The organism is Lysinibacillus sp. 1 U-2021 (assembly GCF_029916965.1).
GTDB lineage: Bacteria > Bacillota > Bacilli > Bacillales_A > Planococcaceae > Lysinibacillus > Lysinibacillus capsici.
Genome location: NZ_CP123966.1, coordinates 3,802,277 through 3,818,836, shown reverse-complemented (window position 1 = coordinate 3,818,836; position 16,560 = coordinate 3,802,277). Strand labels below are relative to the sequence as shown.

The 16,560-nt window shown below is 35.4% G+C and carries 19 protein-coding genes and 1 pseudogene; 14 read left to right on the top strand and 6 right to left on the bottom strand.

Annotated elements, in window-relative coordinates:
* Positions 1-159: 159 nt before the first annotated feature.
* Positions 160-339: a hypothetical protein gene (locus QH639_RS20090; RefSeq protein WP_281115128.1), complete on the bottom strand. Its 180-nt coding sequence runs from the start codon at positions 337-339 to the stop codon at positions 160-162.
* On the opposite strand from QH639_RS20090, the gene QH639_RS20085 reads away from it, so the two are divergent.
* From QH639_RS20085 to QH639_RS20075, 3 genes are read left to right on the top strand one after another with little or no spacing between them, the layout of a single operon-like run.
* Positions 259-711 carry a DinB/UmuC family translesion DNA polymerase gene (locus tag QH639_RS20085; RefSeq protein ID WP_348638163.1) on the top strand — a complete coding sequence of 151 codons (453 nt, stop codon included), beginning with the start codon at positions 259-261 and terminating at the stop codon, positions 709-711. The two genes, QH639_RS20090 and QH639_RS20085, sit on opposite strands and share 81 nt — an antisense overlap.
* Positions 712-721: 10 nt before the next feature.
* Entirely contained in the window at positions 722-1,054 is a 333-nt protein-coding gene (locus tag QH639_RS20080) for a YolD-like family protein (RefSeq protein ID WP_281115126.1), read from the top strand.
* The gene (locus QH639_RS20075) at positions 1,047-1,406 is read left to right on the top strand and encodes a YhjD family protein (RefSeq protein WP_281115125.1); all 360 of its coding nucleotides are present in this window, start codon (positions 1,047-1,049) and stop codon (positions 1,404-1,406) included. The genes QH639_RS20080 and QH639_RS20075 overlap by 8 nt, the downstream gene beginning before the upstream one ends.
* A 46-nt stretch (positions 1,407-1,452) precedes the next feature.
* Here QH639_RS20075 and QH639_RS20070 read toward each other — a convergent pair whose 3' ends face one another.
* Positions 1,453-2,136, bottom strand: coding sequence for a hypothetical protein (locus tag QH639_RS20070; RefSeq protein ID WP_281115124.1), 684 nt, complete (start codon positions 2,134-2,136; stop codon positions 1,453-1,455).
* Between the two features lie 79 nt (positions 2,137-2,215).
* Positions 2,216-2,428: a helix-turn-helix domain-containing protein gene (locus QH639_RS20065; protein WP_281115123.1), complete on the bottom strand. Its 213-nt coding sequence runs from the start codon at positions 2,426-2,428 to the stop codon at positions 2,216-2,218.
* A 160-nt stretch (positions 2,429-2,588) separates the two neighbouring features.
* On the opposite strand from QH639_RS20065, the gene QH639_RS20060 reads away from it, so the two are divergent.
* Both QH639_RS20060 and QH639_RS20055 read left to right on the top strand, forming a co-directional pair.
* Positions 2,589-3,479, top strand: coding sequence for a helix-turn-helix domain-containing protein (locus QH639_RS20060; protein WP_281115122.1), 891 nt, complete (start codon positions 2,589-2,591; stop codon positions 3,477-3,479).
* Between the two features lie 15 nt (positions 3,480-3,494).
* A complete protein-coding gene (locus tag QH639_RS20055) occupies positions 3,495-3,662 on the top strand; it encodes a hypothetical protein (protein WP_281115121.1) in 168 nt (55 codons plus the stop codon).
* Positions 3,663-3,710: 48 nt separating this feature from the next.
* Here the strand turns inward: QH639_RS20055 and QH639_RS20050 are convergent.
* Positions 3,711-4,985 (bottom strand): annotated as a pseudogene (locus tag QH639_RS20050) (hypothetical protein); the annotation flags it as partial.
* Positions 4,986-5,258: 273 nt separating this feature from the next.
* Here QH639_RS20050 and QH639_RS20045 point away from each other — a divergent pair.
* The 4 genes from QH639_RS20045 (at position 5,259) to QH639_RS20030 (ending at position 9,299) form a co-directional block, all read left to right on the top strand.
* A complete protein-coding gene (locus tag QH639_RS20045) occupies positions 5,259-5,864 on the top strand; it encodes a TetR/AcrR family transcriptional regulator (RefSeq protein WP_259419216.1) in 606 nt (201 codons plus the stop codon).
* Between the two features lie 91 nt (positions 5,865-5,955).
* Entirely contained in the window at positions 5,956-6,933 is a 978-nt protein-coding gene (locus QH639_RS20040; protein ID WP_131519603.1) for a serine hydrolase domain-containing protein, read from the top strand.
* A gap of 658 nt (positions 6,934-7,591) precedes the next feature.
* Entirely contained in the window at positions 7,592-8,230 is a 639-nt protein-coding gene (locus QH639_RS20035) for a GntR family transcriptional regulator (RefSeq protein WP_048391171.1), read from the top strand.
* 19 nt (positions 8,231-8,249) lie between these two features.
* Positions 8,250-9,299, top strand: a complete 1,050-nt coding sequence (locus QH639_RS20030; protein WP_131519604.1) for a 2,3-butanediol dehydrogenase — start codon at positions 8,250-8,252, stop codon at positions 9,297-9,299.
* Between the two features lie 119 nt (positions 9,300-9,418).
* On the opposite strand, the gene yiaA is transcribed toward QH639_RS20030, so the two are convergent.
* Positions 9,419-9,889 (bottom strand): inner membrane protein YiaA, encoded by a 471-nt coding sequence (yiaA, locus tag QH639_RS20025; RefSeq protein WP_237899902.1) that lies wholly within the window; start codon positions 9,887-9,889, stop codon positions 9,419-9,421.
* 431 nt (positions 9,890-10,320) lie between these two features.
* A complete protein-coding gene (locus tag QH639_RS20020; RefSeq protein ID WP_237899904.1) occupies positions 10,321-11,739 on the bottom strand; it encodes an aminotransferase-like domain-containing protein in 1,419 nt (472 codons plus the stop codon).
* A 113-nt stretch (positions 11,740-11,852) separates the two neighbouring features.
* On the opposite strand from QH639_RS20020, the gene QH639_RS20015 reads away from it, so the two are divergent.
* The 5 genes from QH639_RS20015 to QH639_RS19995 all read left to right on the top strand — a co-directional run bounded on the left by QH639_RS20015 (position 11,853) and on the right by QH639_RS19995 (position 16,422).
* Entirely contained in the window at positions 11,853-12,776 is a 924-nt protein-coding gene (locus tag QH639_RS20015) for a DMT family transporter (RefSeq protein WP_259419215.1), read from the top strand.
* 29 nt (positions 12,777-12,805) lie between these two features.
* Positions 12,806-13,459, top strand: a complete 654-nt coding sequence (locus tag QH639_RS20010; RefSeq protein WP_131520013.1) for an MBL fold metallo-hydrolase — start codon at positions 12,806-12,808, stop codon at positions 13,457-13,459.
* A 223-nt stretch (positions 13,460-13,682) separates the two neighbouring features.
* Positions 13,683-13,892, top strand: coding sequence for a hypothetical protein (locus tag QH639_RS20005; RefSeq protein ID WP_131519608.1), 210 nt, complete (start codon positions 13,683-13,685; stop codon positions 13,890-13,892).
* A 383-nt stretch (positions 13,893-14,275) separates the two neighbouring features.
* Positions 14,276-15,208 carry an EamA family transporter gene (locus QH639_RS20000; protein WP_131519609.1) on the top strand — a complete coding sequence of 311 codons (933 nt, stop codon included), beginning with the start codon at positions 14,276-14,278 and terminating at the stop codon, positions 15,206-15,208.
* A 209-nt stretch (positions 15,209-15,417) separates the two neighbouring features.
* The gene (locus QH639_RS19995) at positions 15,418-16,422 is read left to right on the top strand and encodes an alpha/beta fold hydrolase (RefSeq protein WP_237899908.1); all 1,005 of its coding nucleotides are present in this window, start codon (positions 15,418-15,420) and stop codon (positions 16,420-16,422) included.
* The last annotated feature ends 138 nt before the right edge of the window (positions 16,423-16,560 follow it).

Here is a 16,560-nt window from a genome sequence, read left to right as displayed (position 1 = left end):
TTATAAAATAGATATTCGACAAAAGGTAATAATTTCCTCCTCTTTTTGACATAAAAAATAACGCTAGCTTATGCTGCGTTTAATTAGTTACTGCACAATATGGAGCTGATGAGCAAAAAGAAACCCCACCAAATTGGTGAGGTTTAAAGCGATTAGTAATTAATAATACTTAACGTAAGCAGTAAATACCATATCTACTGTATTTCCGTGCCCATCATCTGCAGTTAAAGTAATAGTAGTATATTCATTATCAGCACTTTGAGGAGCATTAATTTGAAGCCATCCATTAGAAATAACAGCAGTAATATTTGGATTGCTAGATGTGGCAGTAAAGGACATTGTATCTCCTTCTGGATCAATAAATATTGGTTCCGTAATGCTATGACTAAAGGATTTCATCGTTCAAGGACTATCTTGCATCCAACCAATGAAACGCTTGTGATGTACAAAACGTGTCTTGAGTTGTTGGATGAACACTTTGCTGGAGAACCAGCGCGCCAGTTATCTGTCCGGATATCCAACTTAGATCGGGAGCACAGTATCCAATTAGATTTATTCGATGAGCGAAAGCCACAACGTCAACTTATTGGGCCAACGATGGATGCGATTCGTAATAAGTTTGGAGCAACTGCATTATTACGTGCTGTGTCATTTACTGGAGCAGGGACAGCTATAAACCGTGATCGTTTAGTTGGTGGACATTTAGCATAGGAGTGATTGGATGATAAAAGACCGTGGAAACATTAAATGGGCATCCATGATGATGCCTGAACATTTGGATGTTCTCAGGGAATACAAACAAGATACTACAATACAACGTCGAGACTTAAACGAATGGGAACTAGAAGAAATACAACAAACGATTGACCAAGCTTATAATCAACAGATAGATGTAAAATTAGAAGTGTGGACGGCAGGTAAATCTACTCAATGGACTGGGATAATTAAATCAATTAATACTACAGAACTCATACTTGAAACATTACTTAAAACAAAGATTATTCCCCTCCATAGTGTTCAATCTGCTCAACTGGACACTGATTATTATGATTAAAGCCGACGAAAGACAGTTGCTTCATAAGTATCTTTTGTTAGAGCTAGCAGTTAAATCATTACAGGTTGATTATTGTAAATTAGAGCAGTTTAAAATGAAAACGGTATTTCTTCCAATGATGGATTCATTGCTAAAGGATCTAAGACAAGAATATTTTAACCTCAAACGAGAACTTGCACAAAAACGTATACGAGTAGTAGGTTGGCAACCAGTAGATGAATACTTTAGTGATGTGCAAGTCGCTACCGCTGGCAATGACGTTGTATTACGTTATGCCAACCAAGCTTTAAAGACTCAAGTAGAAAAGTTATTGATTAGTCATATAAGTAACAAGCAGCAGGTTCTCGAATGAGGCCTGTTTTTTTGTATAAAAAAAGCCACTCGATTGAGTGACTAGTTTATTGTATCTGTCCATTTACACTAACTTGCGTAGCATTCATAGCGCCTGTCATTCCTACTACATTACTAACTCCTAAATCAGATGCTGCATATCCATCACCTGATAATGGTCCTGATGCTTCCACAGTATCGCCTATATTCACATCTATTTCATATGGAGGAAAAACTGGAAGAACATAACCTTGATCATTCTTAATTAATAGAGTATCTTCCATGTTTCCAAATAAACCTTCTAATGATTTAACACCAACTACTTCACCTTTGAAATAATACTCCATGCCTTTAAATTTCGATTCGGTTTTATCATAAAGCATTGATCCAGCTTTTGCAGGATATTGTTCAGCATTTCTTTCGCCTTCACTCATAGTTGTGGAATTGTTTGATTTAGTTTCAATTTTATTTGTAACAGAAGTAACGACTTTTTCATCCTTTTGAGTATTTTCAGTATTTGAAGTTTCTTCTTTTGGTTTAGTAACAGTTTCATTTTTTACTATATCTTTAGTTTCGTCTGCGGATTCAGTTTTATTTACTGGGACCATTATAAATCCAATAACAAAGGCAGCTATTGATATGCCTAAAACAAGACCACCTTTTAATTTTTTCTTTTTAATGAGTCCGATTACTAATAAAATAACCCCAACTAAAATTCCTATCATTCCTAAATAAACTAAAAGAAAACTCATTTAGATCAACTCCCTTCAATTTAACTATAAAGGAAACAGTAGGTAAATGCACATATAAAAAAACAGACAACCTAGTTAGTTATCTGTTATCAATAAGTTCTATTATTTCTTCAATACGTTTAATGTCGAGTGCTTCACAAATTTTTGTGATGTGCTCTTTTTTTAAGCTCATTCTTTGGTTATGAACTAATTCACTTACAACAGCTTGTCGCAATCCAGTCATTTTTACAAGTTCACCTTGAGTCATATTTCGTTCTTCTAATACCTCTTTAAGTTTTACACGCATTTCCATTATATGCACCTTCCTTCGTTTATTATTCCTAATTGTATTATAAAACATTTCCGTTTAAACGTAAATAAAATAGTTGACTTTCCGTTTAAACGTATATAATATAATAATCAATAAAACGTTTATACGGAAAAACGGATGATAGAAAAGAGGTGAAAAACAAATGGCATTCGAATACCTAGCTCAATACATAACATTCAACTCAGTAGCAGATATGGATAAGAGTGTGGAGGGCCACATGGCGGTACACTATTATGATTTGACTGATTCAGAACGAGCAATCATTTTTGCATTAGCTAGTCGCTCATTAGCTTATCCTGGTGCATGTCACTTAAAAGCTGAAACGATTGCCGAGCAAACTGGCACATCCAGAAGCACAGTAATGCGAGCAATAAAGAAATTAGTTAGCTTAAACATCATCGAAAAAGTGAAGCAGACAAAGTTGAATGGAATCAAAGGAGCTAGCATTTATCGCATTTTACCCTATGATGATACATCGAGTTTGAAACATCGAGAAACAGTCGTTGAAGTGAGTAATGACGCGGTTTGCCCTCCACAATCTGAAAACCAAGCATCTAAATCTTTTAATCTTTTAAGTTCTAAACAAGCAAATAATATTATGAGTCTTGGCAATGAATTAGCTTTGCAAGCTGAAAAGAAAAAGGAGTACATGAACGAGTACCAAGTGATGCTTTACGATTTCATGCACTCGTTGCCTTTACAAGATGAATTGAAGGACCAACTTCACAAATGTATCTTAGCTACAAAAATGAACGATATACGCGATTTTGTGAACGCTAAGGACGTTTTAGTTAACATTATCCGTGATATTGTGAACGGTACATTAACTGTAGCAAGTACATTAAGAGCCGTATTTGTTGGGGCGTTTAACAAGGCTGTAGAGCGTTCTAATAAGAAGGTGACTAATTCATCATCTATAGAAGAAACAGCAGATAGAGAACGTCCTGTGCCTTTCTATAACTGGCTAGAGGATAGAGATAGTCGAGCAGAAATATGTAGTAGACCAAACTTAGAAAACTGGCTGGAATGGTGAAAGGGGAAATAGAAGATGACTCATTTTGAATATATGGAGCAACAAGGACAATTATCGATTTTTGATTTAGAGGATCAATATGAAGAAATGAAATTTAAAAAGGCATCCACAAGTGTTAGTAAACCTGTTGATAAAAAGATGTATATAGAGCCTCGTATGAGAGTGTATATTGTGAGTAGATGAAAAGAAAAGACCACCCTAAAAAGGTGGTCACAATTATATGTCTTAAATGGGCAGAAGTGTACCACCACCAACCCAAATCGCTGTGATTTGCCCTAAAGCTGTTAAAGTTGCAGTTCCTTCACCAATAGCATTACCGAACAAACTGCCAACAGAGCCAGCAAGAGAAATTCCTGAAAAGCCAGAACCATCTAATCCTGTAATAGCGCCAACAACTGCTAGCGTGACAACAGCAATTTCCTTTGTTAACGGAACTATTGCTGCAAGACCGACACCCAGATCATTGACAATCCCGTGTGAAGTAGCGGGGAGGTGATCTCCAAGAATTTGTGTAAAGCCAGCATCTCCAAGATAGAAGAAAGCAGCAATTGGAATTACGGGTCCGAAGACTTTAAAGCCGAATTGAAATCCTTGAATCAAATAACTTGTTGTCTTTTCTAACCCCGCTGATTTATGAGCAACCATACTAAGCAACAATAAAATAAAAACAGAGGTTCCACCGATTAAAGCCGTTGCATCGCCGCCCGTTAAATTGAATACCGACATAGCGATAACGTCTAAGATAAAGGCAATAGGAATAAGTACGGCGAAGAATCGTTTTTGCCCATTTGACAGTAAGTTTTCCGCAGTTTCTTGTTCACTATCCTCTTCCTCATGGTTGCCAGTATTTAAAAGTAGTGTTCCTCGTTTCATATCACGTCGTAAAAAAATATAAGCAACAATTGTCGTTACAACGCCCATGGTGATAACCAGTGGAATACTGGCTGAAACAACATCTCCAACAGGGATACCAGCAGCATCAGCCGTTAATTTTGGAGCCCCTTGAATGACAAAATCACTCGATAACGCAATACCATGCCCAAATAAGTTCATCGCCATGGCAACCCCCAGTGCTGGGAGGCCCGCCCGAATCGCAACAGGCAAGAGCACTGCTCCTAATAGCGCTACTGCAGGTGATGGCCAGAAAAACCAAGAAATAAACATCATTAAGAGTCCAATCGTCCAATAAGCGAGTGCGGGTGTTTTAATGATCTTTGTGAAAGGGGCTATCATAACCTCATTAATACCGGAAGACATCATGACCCGACTCATCGCCACGATAATCGAAATAATAAGAATCGTTGATAGCAGCTCAGTTATGGCATAAATAAAGCTGTTAAACACACCACTTATGGACGAGGTAAAATCACCAGTTGCAACAATCGCTAGCATAAAGATGCCTACTACACAAATGAGGGTGGTATCGCGACGTTTAACCATAAATCCGATGATGAGCACAATAAAAACCACGTAAATCCAATGGAGAGCTGTGAATTCAATCCCCATACGTTTCCCCCTCAATATTCTGATTCTATAGAATATGAAGAGAAAAAAAGAAGGTGATGATTTTAAAAAATTTTAATCTAGGTGAAAAGCAGTCTGAATTAATTGGTAATTTAAAAATTTTCTGATGTAGAACAACTAATCATGAAAGGAGAGGAATTAGAGTTAATGTACTAACTATTAAACGAGTAAAGGGAAAGCTATAATCAGTTCTATTGACTTTATAATCTCAACAATTTACTATATAGACCAGTCATTATAAATTTGGAGGGGAAAATGCCTAGAAATCAAGAAAGTAAAATGAAAATTTTATCGACCGCGTCAACACTGTTTCAAAAACAAGGGTACCATGCTACTGGATTAAATCAAATTATTAAAGAGTCGGGTTGTCCAAAAGGTTCGCTTTATTATTATTTTCCTGAAGGCAAGGAGCAATTAGCGACAGAGGCAATTAACAGAACAAAAGATTTTGCTGCTCAAGCGTTGAGAAATTTATTTTCACAGCAGGATGATGTAATAAAAGCTTTAGAGTGTTTTTTTGGTCAATGTTTAAGCTTTAATCCAAAAATTGCACATGATGGAATTCCACTAGCACTTATTTCTTTGGAAACTTGGCATATGAGTGAGCAACTTCGTTTAGCATGCAAGAATGCTTATGAAGAACTTATCATGATAGTAAGAGAAAAGTTTATCCAGTCAAATTGGCCCCCTGAGGAAGCTACAGAAATGGCGTATTTAGTCTTTAGCATGATAGAAGGTGGTAGTATTATCTCACTCACTTACAAATCAAATGAGTCACTTAAAAGAATCTGTAAAAGTATCATAGAATTAATAAAGTTAAAGCAAAAGGAAATTCGCACGAATCTTAGAAATGAGCTTTAATCTCTCGTAAAGTTCGAAAGGAGGAAGTAGGTAAATGCCATTGGATAACATTTCAAGTAACTTATAGTACAAAATAAGGAGTGCTTGAAATTTGCTAAAATCATATATTCATTCATTTTTAAACTCAAAAGACGAGGGATTTAGTGGAAATATCATAGTGGTTGAACAAGGAGAAACAATATATAAAGAATCATTTGGAAAAGCCAATTATGAATGGGATATACCAAATACTGCTATTACAAAGTTTCGTATTGGATCTGTAACTAAAATCTTTACTGCCATTGCAATTTTAATACTAGTTGAAGAGCAAAAGTTGCAGTTGCATAATACTGTAGATAATTTTATTCCTAATTTTCCAAAGGGTGACCAAATTATGATCGAACATCTATTAACTCATACATCTGGCATTGGTAATATTACTGAACAACCTGATTTTTTATTAAAATCTTATCAGTTACAATCACCAGATGATTTAATAAATTGGATTATTTCTTGTTCATTCAAATCTATACCAGGGAAAGAGTTTAATTATTCTAATTCAGGATACATTGTATTAGGTAAGATTATAGAAATGATAAGTGGTTTAAGGTATGAAGAATTCCTTAAACAAAAGATTTTTCAGCCTTTATCGATGTTAAACACTGGTCTTGATTATAACGTGGCTATTCAAAAGTATAAAGCAAGCGGTTATGAGTTAGAAAAAAATAATATTTATCATGCTAGTTTCATCAATATGTCTAACACCTATTCAGCTGGAGGGTTAGTTTCTACAGTAGAAGATTTACAATTACTTGATGATGCAATTAAAAATAATTGTTTATTATCGAAAACTATAACAACTCAGATGCTTTCACCAGGTCGTTTTGGCAACGGATATGGATGGAACATTACTAAGACAAAAAAGAATAATACGCTCATTTTTCATCATGGAGGGATTAATGGTTTTACTTCCTCCTATTTAAGATTGATAGAAAGTGACGCAACAATTATTGTTTTAAGTAATATATCAACATTGTTAACATCAACTGTTGCCAATGAAATTGTTAGTTATATAGAGAATAGAGGCTAGGGGCACAGACCCTTTTTCATTTAAAGCTATTAAACTAGTACATCATCATATGAGAAGAAACACAATAACTTCTTAGGAGCTATGCCTAAGTCTTTTTGAAATAGTGTTAATGAAAGAAAAGTTATATATGTTCCTTTGGTTGCATTCGGTATGCAAAGTGTTGGTAAGCCCATGAATTGCAACAGATAAGCTTAGTGGCTCACAAAGCGCGACAGCCGTTAATGACCCAAAAACCTAGAAATATACATCATTAATAGACAAATCGCCCCAAACTTTATGGTCTAATCAATACCCAGAACAATCGAATCAAATCACTATAAAATGAATGGCACACAAATTGTTAGACAATAACTAGCAATTTGTGTGCATTTTTTATGGGTTAGTGTTGAGTAACTCATATCGCAAATTATCTCCATATACCAATCTGATCAACTTAACACCACCTTTTTTGCATTTATAAATTTTCTCTTAAAAGGTACTTGATATTATTTAGTTACCTACCCAAAACAAGATATTTGAAAGAAATGAGTTTATAGATTAAAATACTTTTATAGATTATCGATAATCTATAATCCATAATATATAACGCTTTTAGCTAATCACCCTATACACTGAACTATGTTAAAATAAAAGGATATAAATTTATTGGAGTGGTTTAATGGGGTTTGATGAAAATTCAATTTCAAAAAAAACAATTTCTGAGCAAATAGCTGAACGATTATTATTCCGCATATTTTCTGGTTACTATGAACAAGGTCAGCGCTTAATAGAGGCAGAAATTGCAAAGGAGTTACAAGTAAGTCATGCACCTGTCCGTGAGGCCCTTTATCTTTTACAAAAAGATGGGGTAGTTGAAAAAGTACAACATAAAGGTGTAAGAGTGAAGATTATAACGGATCAGGAATTAAAGGATTATTTGGAAGCGCTTTATCATCTATTGGATATTGCACTCACTAAGTGTGAATCTAAATGGACTGCCGATTTGCAAAATGAGCTATTATTTCGATTTGAAGCTATGAAACAAAGAAAGTCTGCTGAAAATATTTATGAATATGTTGTTTCGTTTGCCCACTTGTTACAATTGTTTTTTGATGTTACAGGAAATATTGCTATGCTACGATTCTTTAAAGAAACAATATTTGTTACAAATGTAGCTGCACAAACCAAATGGAAGATGAATCTAGTTGAATCCTATCATATGTCCATCAATACTTTTATCAAGTGTATAGAAGTGTCGGATTTTGATCATGCACGAGTAGCTATTAAGGATGTTATTTTATGGTACCAATTTAAATAATTTTATGGGGGTAACATAAATGAAAGCTGCAGTTTGGCATGGTGTGAAAGATATTAGAGTTGAAGAGGTTGAATTACGCGCTTTAAGAGAAGAAGAAGTGAAAGTAAAAGTAGCGTGGGCTGGTATTTGTGGAAGTGATTTGCATGAATACGAAGAAGGTCCGGTTTTCGTACCAGTTGATGAAAAAGCTGAATTAACAGGTGAAGTGGCCCCACTTACAATGGGACATGAATTTGCTGGTATCATCGAAGAAGTTGGCGCTAAGGTTACTGACTTTAAGGCTGGGGACCGAGTTGTCATCAATCCTACATTAACATATAGAAATAAACATGAAGAAGTCGATCGTTATGATGGATTTAACTTCATCGGTTTACATGGAAACGGTGGATTTGCAGAATATGTTAATGTCCCTGTAACGAATATACATCGTTTAGCAGATAACTTAACATTACAAGATGGTGCACTAGTAGAACCAATGGCTGTTGCTGTACAAGCTGTCAAAGATGCAGGGGTTACATTAGGTGATTCTGTTGCTGTATTTGGAGCTGGACCAATTGGATTATTAACAGTAATCGCTGCAAAAGCATCAGGTGCTAGTAAAGTTATCGTATTAGATTTATCCGATGATCGATTAGAAAAGGCAAAAGAATTAGGTGCAACCCATGCTATTAATTCAGGTAAAGAAAATCCTGTACAAGCAGTTCGTGCGATTGTTGCAGATGGGGTTGATGTATCCTTTGAGGTGGCAGGAGTTGCTCCTACCTTTAAACAAGCAATTGATGTAACAAAACCTCGTGGTAACATGATGATTGTGTCGATTTTTGCAAGACCAATCGAATGGAATCCAATGCAACTTACAAACACAGGTGTTAATGTATTATCATCCATTGTTTATACACCGTCAATTTTCCAAAGAACAATTGATGCAATGAGCGCTGGTCAACTAAATCCACAAGGAATCATCACAAGTCAAATTGAACTAGATGAGATTGTTGAAAAAGGATTCAAAACGTTAACAAATGACAAAACACAATCTAAAATTTTAGTCGAAATAAGCGGAGAAAAATAAAATTGAGAGGAGTATGGCTGATGACAGCCATGCTCTTTTTTTATAGTCTGGAGGCGTATGGAGCTTAAGAAAAAATGACAAAAGGAATCGAGAATGAACTTCTCGACTCTTTCAGTAACTTAATCTCTTTCCCTAGCTCTCTGTGTGTCTCTAATATTCTTTTGAACCGTGATGGATGCAAATAAACTTAGAACAAATGACATACCATAGAACCCTTTTTCGCTTAAAACAATACTTCCAGCATTATATAACCCAATGCCCATTAATGAAATAGATACAATAAGTGCAACCCAGCTAATACCATAATAAATACTAGTAACTGGTATTCCCTCTTCTTTATCTCTTACTGCTTTTTGTAAGGATATTGCTGAATAGAGTCCAAATATTAAAACAGCTAGGTAATATCCTTTTTCGTTTAGTTGCATCGTTGCATTAAACAAGCCTATAAAATATGCCGTAACACCTACTAACAATGCGCCCCAGGAAGCCCCCTTGAAAGCAGCAGTTGGTTCCCCCTCTTTTCTTTCTACTTTAACTTTCGGATCAGGCTGCTTTTCCTTATCTAATGAAGACTCATTTTGATTAGACAATATCTTTCTCCTCCTTCTATCACTGTATAAAAACATTCTATCATTCTACAGGGAGGTTATGAGAATAGAAATTTTTCTAAATCTCGCTCTTCAATAATAATTTGGCTGTTATTTTTACTGGAATATAGAGTTAATATGGCTTTCTTAAATCTGAAAGCACTCTTATCATTCCTTGGTCAAATTTTGTTCTACACCGAGAACAAATTTTTCCTGTGATTTGCTGCAATTCTTTTGAACAGATAAGAGCTAGGTGTATAACTTTTTTTCATATTATTCAAATAGACAGCTGAATATGTTAGGTGTATATGTCTGCCTGTTGTTGCTATGTCTACCGCTTATTACGATTCGTGCCACCGATGAAAAAATAATTGAAATGGTTGATAAAGCTGTGAATACCACCGTTTATAGATTTAATTAAATCGCTAGTCCGATCACTTAGAAAGCGATTGCGCCACTGTAACCAACTTTTTTACTCCTTCTCTTAGCTGTTTTTCGTTTGCATAGGAATAGCTTAAACGTATCCAGGAGGATTGTTGTTTTAATGGATCACAAACTTGACCTGGCACAAAGGAGATCGATTGTTCGATGCTTCTAGATAATAATAATTCAGTTGGAAGATCGTCTGGGAGCTGTACCCATAAATTGAGACCGCCTTTTGGACTGTTCCATCGCCAGCCTGTTACAGCTAGCTCTTCCTCCATAATTTCCTTTCGAATCTGTAGGGCAATCCGGATTTTCTCCAAATGTTGTTGCAATCTTAGTGAGGAGAAGTAATGGAGAAAAATTTTTTGATTGAGAAGTGGTGAGCCATTATCAGCTAGCGATTTTTCTGTTAATAGTGATTTCATTAATGATGATGGACAAATAACAGTTGCAATTCTCAAACCAGGAGAGATGTATTTGCAAAAGCTTCGGATATAAATGACTGTCCCAACACTATCAAATGTATAAATTGGAGGTGGTGGGGCTTGGTCAAAATAAATGTCGTGATAGGCATCGTCTTCTATTATTAGAAACCGATAGTGCTCAGCTAATTCCACTAATCTTTTGCGCTGCTCGACAGAAATCGTATAACCAGTTGGATTATGGAAGGTAGGGTTGAGATAAAAAAGGCGTGGCTTGTATTTTTTAATATAGTATTCGACCTGTTCTAAATCGTAGCCCTCAGGGTGGATATCAACCGTAACTATCTGTGCTCCTTGTGCTTTAAAAATATCAATTGCAGCACTATAGCTTGGACGTTCAAATAAAACGACGTCTCTTGGCTTAATAAAAGCTTGAGCAATTAAGTGAATGGCTTGCTGTGAGCCAGACGTTATTAACAGTTCATCTGCACTCAAATGTGTTTTATAGTGGTTGATAAAATATTGGGTCAGTGTCTCACGTAGCTCTAAATCACCCTGCACCGTTGAGTAGGTTGCCAGTACTTTCGGATATAGGTCAAACACTTCCTTCACGTAATTTGAAAAATAGTGATTAGGCAAAAGATTGGGATCAATCAATGCCTGAGAAAAATGATAGGAAACAGATGGCTGATGGATTTCGGATAAATGATTTTTTTTTACGTATGCTGAAACAATGGGATTGTCCTGATCTAAACATTCAATATATTTTGTTACAATTGATTGGACAAAATAGCCTGATTTATCTTTTACATAAACTTTGTCATGCTGTTTTAATAGTTGATAAGCTTTTAATACCGTTAGCCGATGGACATTCATTTCAGATGCTAATTGCCGGACGGAGGGAAGCTTTTCATGTTCTTTCCATTCTTTACGCTCTATTCGGTCCAGTACATCATCATAGACTTTCTTAAAAAGATAATCTTCATTTTGATTTACTTTGCCCACATCGATTCCTCCTATTCAAACCGATTGTACCACGAACCAAATTGATCTGTTCTATCCTTTTTAATCTGTTCTATCCTACTTCTTTTATGATAGAAAAAGAGGAGGAGTTTGATATGGTAATGATTAATTATTTCTTTATGTGTTTGATTTTTGGGACAACATTTTTAGCAATTAAAGTTGGTGTTGATGCAGGAGTTCCTCCGTTTTTATCAGCTGGTCTTCGTTTTTTCATTGCCGGTTTACTACTATTTAGTTTTATGGTTTGGCGCGAAAAAACGACAATCCGGTTATTATTTCGAAAAGAAATGTTTTTTACAGGAGTGGCCTTAACCTTTGGAACGTTTGCCACATTATATTGGGCAGAACAGTATGTGACATCTGGAATCGCAGCTGTCTTATCTGCTACAGGTCCAATGATGATTATTGTTATTCAGACATTTATATTGAAGCAAAAAGGAGACCGAAAATCATTTATTGGTTGTGTTGTCGGAGTCATTGGTGTTACGTTCTTAATTTTACCTAGTTTTGCAATGGAGATTAGTCCCTTCTGGATGGTTGGTTGTTTCGCTATTATTTTAGGTGAAGTTTTCTATGCATCTGGAACAATTTATACGAAGCATGTCATCCAAAAATTTGGAACAACATCTCCAATTGCTTTAAATGCAGCACAAATGATGCATGGAGGTATTTTATTAATCATTTTGTCACTTTTTACTGAGAACATTCAGCTTCATTATCTTTTAAGTCCAGCTTCAATTGGTTCTCTTTTTTATTTAATTATTTTTGGTTCAATGATTGGTCACAGCATTTATTATTGGCTTGTGTCACGAACAAATCCTGTTTTTCCGTCCACATGGCTGTATATCTCACCAGTAATTGCCGTTATATTAGGTGTTACCTTCTATCATGAATATATTTCGTGGTTAACAGGAATAGGTACTCTGACGATTATTGTTGGAACGATTCTAGTCAATTTTGAAACATTGAGAGAGTTGCTTTGGCGGAAGAGGACTGTTCTTCAGGATATAAAAGAATAATAAAATCTAATCATAAAGGGGAAGAAATGATGAAAATTTCTAGGGGAGTAGAGATTCTGGAGCTTAAATTTAACGGAGCCTTCATTCATCCAACGCTTTTATGGGATCAGGAGATGGCTGTTTTAATTGATACTGGATGTTCAGGCCAAATGGGAGATTTACGTAAGGCAATGGAAGATGTAGGCGTGTCGTTCAACCAATTAAAAGTTGTGATTTTGACACATCAGGATATCGATCATATAGGCAGTCTTCCTGAAATATTGCAAAATTGCGGTAGTCATATAAAAATTTATGCGCACGAACTAGATAAGCCTTATATTCAGGGGGATTTACCGCTTTTGAAAGACGGGCACATAGAGAATCCACCCAAGGGGAAAGTGGATGAGACCTTGAAAGACGGTCAAGAACTACCATATTGTGGGGGAATACGAGTTATCCATACGCCAGGACATACGCCTGGCCATATTAGTTTATATTTGAAGCAAAGTAAAACGCTTGTTGCCGGCGATTCGATGTATAGTGTAAATGGTATATTGGGAGGGATTCATGTTCCAACCACTTTAGATATAGAGGTTGCTCAACAATCTTTAAAAAAATATGTAGACCTAGACATTGAATCGGTGATTTGTTATCACGGAGGATTATGCACGGTGGATATTAAAGAGCAGATACAAAAGCTTTGAATCTTAAAAATATTGATTAAAGATGAAGGTTCCTTAGAATTCCAAGTATTGGGAGGCAGCATGCAAGAGTATCACCACTAACACTAGTCAAAGGCTTGTCAAACATCTATTTTATTGTGAGCCAGGTCATGTTATAATGAGGCACTTAAGATACTTAAGCTCTTTTTATAACGGATGCCAAGAAAAGCCTCCGCGGAACGATTAAATATGGAGGTGTAAGGAAATGAATAAACGTTGGACGATTGGTGAAATTCAGAAATTTGTTGAGAACAATTCAGAAAGTAAGTTGCTAACGACTGAATACCATGGTTTTTCTCAAAAGCTACTATTTAAATGTGCATGTGGTACTAACTTTGAAAAAACATTTACGAAATTTAAAAATAAAAACCAACGAAAATGCGATATATGCCAACCGCCAAAAGAGTCACGTTAAACGTTTGCGGCCATTCTAATAATAGTAGTAAACAGTAAAAACATCTCACTTCTATGTTCTTTATAGAGGGGGATGTTTTTTTGATTGGATTATTACAGTATAAGATTTATGCTGAAGGAAATTGAGATAAAACATTCAATTTAACATTCTTTATTAATGAAATACAAAGATAAAAGCCAAACCCTTGAAACATGTGGGTTTTGGCTTTTTTATCATTTGTTAAAATTAGGTTTTCCTCTACGAGAGGATTCATTATTAACGAAAAAAAGATTGTAAAATAACAATCTGTGATATATATTGGAGATTATGATTTTTTTCGACATCTCAAAATCATAAACAAAATTTCATCAAGACAAGTTTTGAGAGGGAAGTGAATAATCAAGATGTATCTTTATCCCCTATTAGTAGTGATTGCAGCTAGTAGTTTTGGTATCGTTTCAACTATTATAAAACTGGCAATGCGTAGTGGCTTTTCTGTATCTGAGGCAGTTACAAGTCAGTTTTTTATCGGCTTTTGTATAGCAGTATGTATTTCCTTAGTTACAAATAGATCAAATTTTAGCTTTAAAGGCGTTAAAATCCTTCTGTTTGCAGGCATGTTAACAGGGTTAACAAATATTTTATATGGTCATTCTTTAAACTTTTTGCCTGCTTCCTTGGCAGTAGTATTACTGTTCCAATTTACATGGATTGGTATGCTGATTTCTTGTATCACAAAACGGCAATTTCCAAGTAGAATTGAATTCATCTCTTTAATTATATTAGTAGCTGGAACCATACCAGCTGCAGGCATAATTGATGTTGATTTGTCTCAAATACCTTTTCAAGGGTGGTTATGGGGTTTAGCAGCTGCTCTTTGTTACTCCTTATTTTTATATGTAAACGGAAAGACAACCGCAAGTATGACAACCTCTAATCGCTTAGTATTGGTTTCTTTCTTCGCTTTCATGACGACTGCGGCTTTTCAGTCTCCAGAAATTATTTGGAATGGCACTTTGTTTAACGAAGGACTGTGGATTTATGGTTTAGCATTGGGGTTATTTGGCATGATTATACCAGTTTTCTTATTCACAATTGCAGTGCCTAAAGTGGGATTAGGTATGTCATCCATATTGAGTGCTGTTGAATTGCCAATCGCGGTGATGGTATCAGTTATCCTCTTAAGCGAAACGGTTACAACTTTGCAAATAGCAGGTATTGTCATAATCGTTATCGGTATCAGTTTACCAACTTTGCTTGATAGAGATGGATTGTTAGGAAACGTTAAGACTAAATATAAAAAATCCGACAAAGTAGCAAAAGGATCTTCGATTTGAAGATCCTTTTTTTCATGTCAATTAAGCAATGTCATAGCAAAAGAATTATTGGGTCCTTTCTGTATTTATTTAATGACGTACTATTTTTTTGTTCATACGCTGTTCATATTGTTGTCATAGGCAGTACACCTTCATTGTATAAGCTAACCTTAGCGGTTTATAAAAGTAGCCGAGATAGATTGATAGGGTGAAGAGTATGAAAGGGAGGTGTGGCACGAGAAGAAAGGAAAATACAGTTATCGCTTGCTGTTCTATACCCTCGTGCCAATATAATGAAAAAAACGATAACCTTTATAAGTAAAATAGTAGTAGGTTTAATTATAGCCATATTACTTTTATTAGCGGTTGTTTTCCTTGTTCATATTGTTTGTAGCAAAATGGAGCAAGGAAAACTAGAAACTTATGGTCAGTCTGTCACCGTAGATGGGAAAAAAATGAATGTTCTTATCCAGGGAGAAGGAGAAGAAACTGTCGTACTCTTACCTGGTTATGGAACAGCAGCACCAGCACTTGATTTTCAACTACTAGTAGATGAACTATCTCCATTTTACAAGGTTGTAGTCATTGAGCCTTTTGGTTATGGATTAAGTGCTCTTACGGAAAAAGAAAGAAGCACTGAGAATATTGTTAGTGAAATCCATGAAGCATTACAGCGTCTTCAAATTGAGCGTTATATTCTAATGGGTCACTCCATTTCAGGCCTTTACGGATTGGATTATGTGAACAAATATCCAAACGAAGTAAGTGCATTTGTCGGGCTGGATAGTAGTGTTCCAACGATAAGTGAAAGAAAGATTGAATCTTCAGTAATAACTACTTTAAAACTACTAAAAAAATCAGGTTTAGCTAGATTGCAGGTGAAGCTTAGCGATGACCCATATGCTGAACTACCCTATGATGAGAAAACAAAAGAACAAATGAAAATTCTTAAGCACAAAAATATGTATAATCTCAGCCAGTTAAATGAAGCTGAAATGATGTATGCTAACTTTAAAGCGGCTGAAAGTTTAACATTCCCCAAAAATCTTCCAGTTATTTTCTTTATACAAGAGAAGCATCCAGTAACGGACAGATGGATACCAGAGCATAAAAAACAAATAGCTAATTCTGTCCATGGGAAAGTAATGACATTTGAAGGGGATCATTACTTATATCGTACAAAAGCAAAAGAAATCGTTGAAGACTTTAGAGAATTTATGAAAGAGATAAAGTGAATGTTCTAAGAAAGATTTTTCATTTCTAAATGGAAAAAAACAGATTTCATTATTGTATTGCTTAATAGTGAAGTATTTTGTGCATATGAGCAGCAAGCATATTATTATAGACCTAATTATTAACAAATAACCAGGCAC